We start from the raw sequence: 7,857 nt of genomic DNA, 5'->3' as shown, positions 1-7,857 counted from the left end.
GGGCTCGTGCTATGGGGGTGGTGAGTGATATATGGCCTTCTTCTCTTCTGTTGGAGATAAGTTGGTCTGCTGACCCTCCCCCCCCCCCCCCCCCCCCCCCCCCCCCCCCCCACCCCTGGGTCACTGCGTCAGAAGCACATCGTCGGGCACTGCGTGATGCAGCTGGCGCACGTGCAGCTCTTGCACGTCACCTTGGTGGCCAGCTTGGCCGTGGTGCGGACGATGGCGCCCAGCGAGGCCGGGTCGGCGTCGACGGCCTGCGGAGCGGCCACGCGTACGTCCAGGTTGAACGGGTCGTTCACGGACATGGGTATCTCCTTCGAGGAATGGATTGAAATGAATAGGAGGGAATCAATTGCGCATCGCGGAATGGATGCGGATTCGGTGCAGAAGGCTGCCGAATTCCCCTCGTTCATCATCCTTGCAGTAATTCTTCGAGTAAGTCAATTCCTGGTTTCCGAAAGGGGAGTGAGGAATTGGGTACGGGCCAGATGCGCGTACAGGGAGTCCTCGCGCAGCAGGCTTTCGTGGGTACCCCTGGCCTGGATCCGGCCCTGCTCCATCACCAGGATCTGGTCGGAGTCCTGCACGGTGGAGAGCCGGTGGGCCACCACCAGCACCGTGCAGCGGGCGGCCGCGTCCCGTAGCGTCCGCGCCAGCAACTGCTCGTTCCGGGCGTCCATATGAGACGTGACCTCGTCCAGCAACAGCACCCGTGGCTTCTTCAGCAGCATCCTGGCGATGGCCACCCGCTGCCGCTCGCCGCCGGAGAGCAGCACCCCACCGTCGCCGACCTCCGTGTCCAGGCCGTCGGGCAGGCCCGCCACGAACTCGGTCAGATTGGTCGTGCGCAGCACTTCCTCGACCTCGTCGGGCGAGGCATCGGGGCGGGCGTACACCAGATTCGACCGCAAGGTGCCGGCCAGCACCGGCGATTCCTGCTCGACATGGCCGATCATCGCCCGTAGCTCGTTGAGCGGCAGATCCCTGACATCCCGTCCGAACAGCCGCACGCTGCCGTGCCCGGCGTCGTACAGCCGCCCGATGAGCGCCAGCACCGTCGACTTGCCGGCGCCCGAGGGCCCGACGATCGCCGTCCGTGACAGTTGCGGAACCTCGAAGTCCAGCCCGGCCAGGGCCGGTGGTCCGCCGCGGTCCGGATAGCCGAACCCCACACCGCGCAGCACCACCGCGGCAGGATCCGCCGGCGCGGATTCGTCCACCGGCGTCACCGGCGCCCCCTGCGGCTCCAGTGGCTGGCGCAGCAGCTCCTCGATCCTGGCCAGCGCCGCCCGGCCGGCCTGGAGGTCGGTCACCGAACCGAACAGGGCGCCCATCGGCACCGCCAGATAGAGCAGATAGAGAAGGAAGGCCACCAACTCGCCCAGCTCCATGGAGCCCTGAGCCACCCGGGCACCGCCGATCCCCAGAACCAGGATCAGCGCACCCTGGACCGCGACCGAGGTCACCGGATGGATCAGAGCCTCCAACTTGGCCTGGCGGATGCCCGCCCGGTACGCCGCACGGGTCTCGGCGGTCAGTTGCTCCTCCTCCCGCTGTTCCGCACCGCTCAGCTTGACCGTGCGCACGGCCCTGAGTACCCGGTCCAGCCCGGCGCTGAGCCGGCCCACGCTGCGCTGCGCCTGCACGGTCGCGCCCATGATCCGCAGGGACACCGCGAAGACCGCCAGCAGCGCGACCACGAGACAGCCCAGGGTCACCCCCAGCATCAGTGGATCGAGTACGAGCATCAGCGCCAGGGACCCGGCGAAGGTCAGCGCTCCGGCCAGGATGTCGGCCAGACTGGCGGCCAGCGCGCCCCGGACGGCGGTCGTGTCCGTACTCACCCGGGAGATCAGGTCGCCCGACCGGTGCCGGTCGTGAGCTGCCACCGGCCACCGCAGCAGCCGCCCGACCAGCGTGGTGCGCAGCCGGAGCACGATTCCCTCGCCGATCCGGCCGAGCAGGTAGCTCTGCAGGGACCCCAGCAGCGCCTCGATGACGAACAGTACGACGATCAACGTCACCGCGGTCGTCACCGGCCGGGACGCCGACAGGTCGGAGAACACCTTCTTGACCACGAGCGGTTGGGCCAGCGCCAGCACCGCGGCGGCCACGCCCAGCAGGGACGCCGTGACCAGGGCGGGCGCCTGCGGGCGGGCGTGGGCGAGCAGGGTCCGCAGCGGAACCTTCTCCATGTCCGGTCCGCCGCCCGTCTCTTGCTCTCGCATCGCGCGCCCCTCAGACCAGGGCCGAGGCGAGAGCGGCGACGGCCGCCAGCACAAGGACCGGCAGAACTGCCGTGGCCCACGGCCAGCGACGCCCGCGCACGAGCCCGGTGACCAGCCCCGCGTACAGCAGCACGTTGGACACACTCAGCGCGCCCAGCGCCTGCACGCCGGTCCAGCGCGCCGGGGAGGTGGCGAGCACGGTCGGGGCCGCACCGGTCAGCGTCAACTCCACTGCAACCGCGGTCATTTCGATGGCGATCGCACCGAGCAGGGCGCAGGAGGTGACCGCCAGGACACCGGACCAGCGGCGGTCGGGCACCCGCCTCGCCGCGCCGCACAGCCATACGACCAGGGCGCATCCCAGGGTGACGAACAGGGCGTCGAACATGCCGAGCACCGCCGCGAACACGGGCGCCGAGTCACCGGTCAGCCCGATGTCCGACAGCAGGGTGCCGTGGCGGGTCTGGAGCACAGCCACGGTCACGGACAGCACGCAGACGGCCGTGATCGCGACCGAAGCGGTCCACCGGGGACGCGCCGGCCAGGACGCCGCGGGGGCGGCCGCGGGGGCTGTGTGGCGGGACAGCGTGGTGGTCATGAGGGGCCTCCTGGCAGGTTGCGGTGGGGCGCCGCCGGGTCGATGTGCGCGTCCGCCAGTGCGCCGGCGAGTTTGGCCACGAGGCTCTGGACGGGTGCGCCGTGACGACCTGCGAGCAGGCGCGCCACCACATCGAGGCGGTGCTCGCCGAAGCTGAGCCGGCCGGCCGCGCCGCCCGCGGGTTCCTCGGCGCGTCCCACCCAGGGCAGCACCCGCTCGCAGAGCGGGGGGATGTCCGGGCGGGCCGGTTCCGGCAGGGCCGGCAGGGCCGCGGCGAGTGCTTCGACGACAGGGTCCGAGCCGGTCGCCCCCGTGTGCTCGGGGTGCTCGGCGTGCTCGGCGTGCTCGGTGTAGAGGACCGTGCCGTCCCGGCGTCCGTACGCCGTGGGATCGGCCAGTGTCTTGACGGCATAGCGGAGCCCGGCCGCTTCGAGACGCGCCGTGATCTCGGACAGGAAGCGGGGCGCCGAGCGGGAGGGCAGGTTGAGATACCAGCGGACCAGCGGGCCGCCGGGCGCACCGCGGGAGCCGAGCACCGTGAAGAACCCGGGAGAGAGATTCGGGCGGCAGGCGGGCAGCCGCAGGGTGACGGTGTCAGCCCCGACCGAACGCCCGCCGGAACCGGCGGCGGGATCGAGGTGACGGGCCGGGTCCACCGTCAGACGCAGCCCCTCCCGCTCCACCAGCAGACCGCCGTCCGGCTCGGTGCGGACCACCCGCCAGCCGGGGTCGGCGGTCCAGGGCACACGGACGGAATCGAGAAGCAGCCCGGTGAACTCCTCGTCGGGATCGGCGGCCGGCCCGGTCACCGGCCGTCCCGCGTGGAACGTTTCGTACAGCACGCGGCCCAGCTCGGCCACGGCTCGGCCGCCGTTCAGATCCACCTCGGTGGTGCCCGCCGGGGAGCGCACGGCGACGCTGCGCGGCTCGCGCCACTCCACCGCGTCGAGCACGGACAGGAAGACAGGGGCCAGGGCCGGCGCGGCCGGGTCGGGGCGCGCATTCCCGGCCGCGTACGGGCGGCCGGCCGGGTGGGTGGTGTCGGTCGGGTGGGTCATGGTCCTCTCGTCACTCATGGCAGCCGCGGTGCCTCGTCCAGGTAGCGCCCGGCCGCCCGCAGGGGATGCACCAGAAGTTCGCGGGCCCGCCCCACGACCAGCAGGTCCCGTGGCGTCGCCTGACCGGTCACCCGCACGTCGCCCGCGACCCGGGCCAGCAGTGCGGCTCCCGCGTGAGCCATCACCAGGACCGGCAGCAGTGGCGGCCGGCCGGCAGGGTCTGCCGTACCCACCAGGTATCCCTGCCAGAAGCGGCGGACACGGCGGGCGGCGGTGGACAGTCCGGGTTCGGCGGCGGCCAGCCAGGTGTCCACATCGGCACGGGGGGCGCGGACCGCGTACAGGACCCGGTGGAGCAGGTTTCCGATGAAGTAGCCCAGCTCGACGGCCGGGTCGCTGATCCGGGCGAGTTCCCAGTCCACGACGGCGGCCCGGGTGTCCGAACCGTCCCGCAGCAGTACGTTCTCCGCACGCAGGTCGCCATGGATGAGACAGCGCGGACGGAAAGCCTCCAGCAGCGCCTGCTGGGCGGCCGTCATCGCCCGGTCGCGCTGCACCAGGCCGGCCAGCCGGATCTCGCCGGGCGAGAACGCGGCGTACGTCTCGGCGGAGAGCGTGGCGTAGTCCGCCAGTTGGGCGCGCTCGTCCGCCGACGATGCGGTGGGTGCTCCGGCAGCGAGTCCGGCTCGGAGCGAACCCGCGTGGAGTGCTCCGGTGAAGCGGCCCAGGGCTCCGAACAACTCGTCCCGGATCCCCGCCCCCTCGGTGACCCGGTCGGCCAGGGTCACCGCACCCGGCACCAGCTCGAACTCCAGGAGCCGGTCGGCCTGGCAGGAGTCCAGCAGACGCGGTACGAAGATCTCGCCGCCGCCGGGGACGAGGGCGGGCAGTACCCGCTCGTGCACCAGCCGCTCGGCCGGATAACGGTCGTCGGACCGTGCGCGGTGCTGCTTGACCAGTACGCCGTGCCCCTCGGGACGGGCGAGCGCCACGACGGTGTTGCGCCCCGGGCTCACCTGGATCCGGGCGTAGTCGTCCAGCCTTTCCCGCCTGCGGCCGAGCACGGTGGCAAGGCCCTGGGCGGACCCCAGGTCCAGGGGAACATGACCGGGGATACCGGGAGTCGGTGTGACGCCCGGTATCCCCTCCGCGTGGTTCAGCAACCGGCCCACTTGGTGGCGCAGTTCTTCTTGACGGTGTTCTTGATGATGGTGCGTGTGACGGCCGTCGAGACGGGTCCGATCATCTGCAGGTCCGTCAGCTCGCTTCCGCCGTCGGCCTCCAGGATGCGGCGCGCCTCGTCGTCGTAGGCAGCGGCGTCGCCCTCGACCGTCCGCTCGGCCAGCCCGACGAGGGCCGCCTCCAGCATCAGGTCCATGTACTTGCGGCCGCCCTCGTCCAGACCCTCGTACCACTGGTCGAAGGACATCCAGACGTCGTTCTTGCGCCGCAGGATGTCCAGGCTCTCGTCGACACCGACGTGCTTGGTGCTTCCGTCGAGCCCTTCCCGGGCGACGACGTCACGGACGACGTCCTCGCTGAGGTACTGCATCTCCGACAGAGCGGCGATCTGATCGGCAACCGGCATGAGTCAGCCCTTCTCGCAACTGATGGGGTGTGTTGCCCATCCTGCGAGGCCGGGGTGCGTACCGGTATTGGACCTTGGTACACGCCCCCGTCCGGCGGCACAGCGGCACAGCAGGTCGTGGTGGCGCAGTGCCACGACGGCGACCTCCACCCGGGAGGACACCCCGAGTTTGGCCATGACGCTCGACAGGTGGGCCTTCACCGTCCGCTCGGTGATGAGCAGACTGCGGGCGATGGCTCTGTTGCTGTCACATCTGGCGAGCCGGAGCACCACCTGGCGCTCGCGCTCCGTCAGATCCGAGATGGCTGCGGTGAAGTCGGCGGTGAGAGCCGCCACTTCGTCGGAATGGCAGTCCTGAACTGTCACCGGGTTCATGTCCGGTACCCCGTTTCCCCGTTGTACTTCCTGATTCCGCCGCGGTGCGCGAAAGATCTTCCGGGAATGGTCGGGTCCCCGGGATTCGGTCGGCACGTGTCACGGCTTAGGATCACGTTCAGGCTCGCAGACGTCGTCGCCCCGCCTCTCCGACCGCAGGACGACCTTCGCTCTACGACTTGAGGCCGGAGGCGGGGACCGGGGGAGGACTGGCATGATCCGTGTGCTTGTCGTCGACGACGAAGAACTTGTACGTTCCGCGCTTCGCCGCATCCTGGACTCGGCGGACGGCATCACGACCGTCGGCGGGTGTGACGGACACGAGGCGACCGAGACCGTCCGGAAGCTGGCCCCCGATGTGGTCCTGCTGGACATCGGTATGCCGTCCAAGGACGGTCTCAGTGTGCTGCGTGAACTGCGCGCCCTGCCCCGGCCGCCGGTGGTGGCCATGCTCACCGCCCTGGACACAGACGCGCACGTGGACGCCGCGCTGCGGGACGGCGCGTCCGGGTTTCTGCTCAAGACCACCGAGCCACGGCTGTTCATCGACGCGGTGCGGCTGCTGGCCGCGGGCGGCGCGATCTGGACGCCTGGCGTCAGTGCGAGAGTGATGTCCCGGTACGCCGGCACCGCCCCCGTGGCGGCCCCGCGGGAGCTTGCGGGTCTGGAGACGCTCACCGACCGCGAGCGCCAGGTGCTGGCGCTGATCGCGGCCGGGCTGGCCAACGGCGACATAGCCACTCACCTGGGCATGGGGGTCACCACGGTGAAGACCCATGTCGGTGCGCTGAAACGGAAGCTCGCCGTGCCCAACCGGGTCGCCCTGGCCGCCGCGGCCCACCGGGCGTCGGCAGCGGCGGAGTCCGGCGGGCGCGCCGGCTCGGGCGGCGCCGCCGCATGAGCCGGTGGGGGAGGGCGGCGGAGGCGGCTCTGCTTCTCGCGGCCGTCGCCGAGGTGTTCGCCACCAGGTCGCTCGGGCCGTCCTGGGTGTTCGCGGGGGCGTTCGTGGTCGTCTGCGCGCTGACCCTGCGCAGACGTTTTCCGCGTACGGTCCTCGGCCTGGCACTGCTGGCCCTGTCGACCGGCTACCTGTGGATTCCCGCGCTCGGCGCGCTGCACACGCTGGCGGTGACGCGCCGCCGGCTTGCCGAGGTGATCACGGGCTCCGTCGCCGTCGCCGTCGTGGCGTTCGTTCCCTGGCGCCTGTTCGGCAGTGAGCCGGTGTCGTTGCCGGAGGCCACCCTCGGTGTGCTGACCGCGCTGATGCTGGCGTCGGCTCCGGCGTCACTGGGGCTGCTCGGACGCTCCCGCGCCGAACTCGCCCAGCGGGTGGGCGAACTGGCCCTGGCCCGCGAGCGCGAAGGGCGGCTGGCCGCCGAGCAGGCCGTACTGAGGGAGCGGGAGCGGCTCGCGCGGGACATGCACGACACCGCGGCCCACCACCTGAGCCTCATCAGCCTGCAGGCCGCGGCCCTGGCGGCGGTCGCGGACTGCCCCGACTACCGCGAGGCGGCAGAGGAACTGGGCGGACTGAGCCGGCACGCGGCGGCCGACCTGCGCCGGACCATCCGGCAGCTCGGCGCCGACCGGGACGAGTCCGGGCCCGGCCTCGCGGACCTGCGCGTGCTGATCAGGGCGGCGGGGGACACCGTGCGGGCCGAGCTGGACGCGGTCGACCCCGCCGAGTGCTCGCCCGAGGTGCAGCACACGGCTTACCGCGTGGTGCAGGAGGCGCTGGCCAACGTCCGGCGGCACGCTCCGGGCGCGCCGGTGGAGGTCGAGGTGCGCCGGACGGCCGCGGGACTGCTGGTGGGGGTACGCAACGGCCCCGCCGCGGGGGAGGGTCCGCCGGGCGGCCCTGCCGACCCCGGCGGATCGGGGCTGGCCGGGCTGCGGGACCGGGTGGCGGCGGTCGGCGGCACCCTGCGGGCCGGCGCCGAACCGGAGGGCGGCCATGTGGTGCGGGCCGAGATCCCGCTGCGGGGTCGCGGCGGGGCCGGCTGATGC

Annotated in this window: 9 protein-coding genes; 2 read left to right on the top strand and 7 right to left on the bottom strand. The window is 71.9% G+C overall.

All coding sequences use genetic code 11. The features are described 5' to 3' along the window. Positions 1–128: 128 nt before the first annotated feature. The 7 genes from ACWV17_RS15430 to ACWV17_RS15400 form a co-directional block, all read right to left on the bottom strand. On the bottom strand, positions 129–308 hold the full coding sequence (locus tag ACWV17_RS15430; RefSeq protein WP_455354542.1) for a hypothetical protein: 180 nt from the start codon (positions 306–308) through the stop codon (positions 129–131). A 135-nt stretch (positions 309–443) separates the two neighbouring features. Continuing rightward, complete coding sequence (locus tag ACWV17_RS15425; RefSeq protein ID WP_455360146.1) at positions 444–2,231, bottom strand: ABC transporter ATP-binding protein; 1,788 nt, start codon at positions 2,229–2,231, stop codon at positions 444–446. A 10-nt stretch (positions 2,232–2,241) separates the two neighbouring features. Next, positions 2,242–2,829 carry a hypothetical protein gene (locus ACWV17_RS15420; protein WP_455360145.1) on the bottom strand — a complete coding sequence of 196 codons (588 nt, stop codon included), beginning with the start codon at positions 2,827–2,829 and terminating at the stop codon, positions 2,242–2,244. Continuing rightward, complete coding sequence (locus ACWV17_RS15415; protein WP_455360144.1) at positions 2,826–3,905, bottom strand: T3SS effector HopA1 family protein; 1,080 nt, start codon at positions 3,903–3,905, stop codon at positions 2,826–2,828. The genes ACWV17_RS15420 and ACWV17_RS15415 overlap by 4 nt, the downstream gene beginning before the upstream one ends. Beyond that, positions 3,902–5,050, bottom strand: coding sequence for a phosphotransferase (locus tag ACWV17_RS15410; protein ID WP_455360143.1), 1,149 nt, complete (start codon positions 5,048–5,050; stop codon positions 3,902–3,904). Before ACWV17_RS15410 ends, ACWV17_RS15415 begins: the two co-directional genes overlap by 4 nt. Continuing rightward, on the bottom strand, positions 5,044–5,475 hold the full coding sequence (locus ACWV17_RS15405; protein WP_455354537.1) for a hypothetical protein: 432 nt from the start codon (positions 5,473–5,475) through the stop codon (positions 5,044–5,046). Before ACWV17_RS15405 ends, ACWV17_RS15410 begins: the two co-directional genes overlap by 7 nt. 3 nt (positions 5,476–5,478) lie before the next feature. Continuing rightward, a complete protein-coding gene (locus tag ACWV17_RS15400; protein WP_455354536.1) occupies positions 5,479–5,850 on the bottom strand; it encodes a response regulator transcription factor in 372 nt (123 codons plus the stop codon). 214 nt (positions 5,851–6,064) lie between these two features. Here ACWV17_RS15400 and ACWV17_RS15395 point away from each other — a divergent pair, with 214 nt between their 5' ends. Both ACWV17_RS15395 and ACWV17_RS15390 read left to right on the top strand, forming a co-directional pair. Beyond that, entirely contained in the window at positions 6,065–6,751 is a 687-nt protein-coding gene (locus tag ACWV17_RS15395; RefSeq protein ID WP_455360142.1) for a response regulator transcription factor, read from the top strand. Further along, complete coding sequence (locus ACWV17_RS15390) at positions 6,748–7,854, top strand: sensor histidine kinase (protein ID WP_455360141.1); 1,107 nt, start codon at positions 6,748–6,750, stop codon at positions 7,852–7,854. Before ACWV17_RS15395 ends, ACWV17_RS15390 begins: the two co-directional genes overlap by 4 nt. The last annotated feature ends 3 nt before the right edge of the window (positions 7,855–7,857 follow it).

This window comes from Streptomyces mabaensis (assembly GCF_053763515.1).
This window is presented reverse-complemented; position numbering and strand designations above follow the sequence as displayed.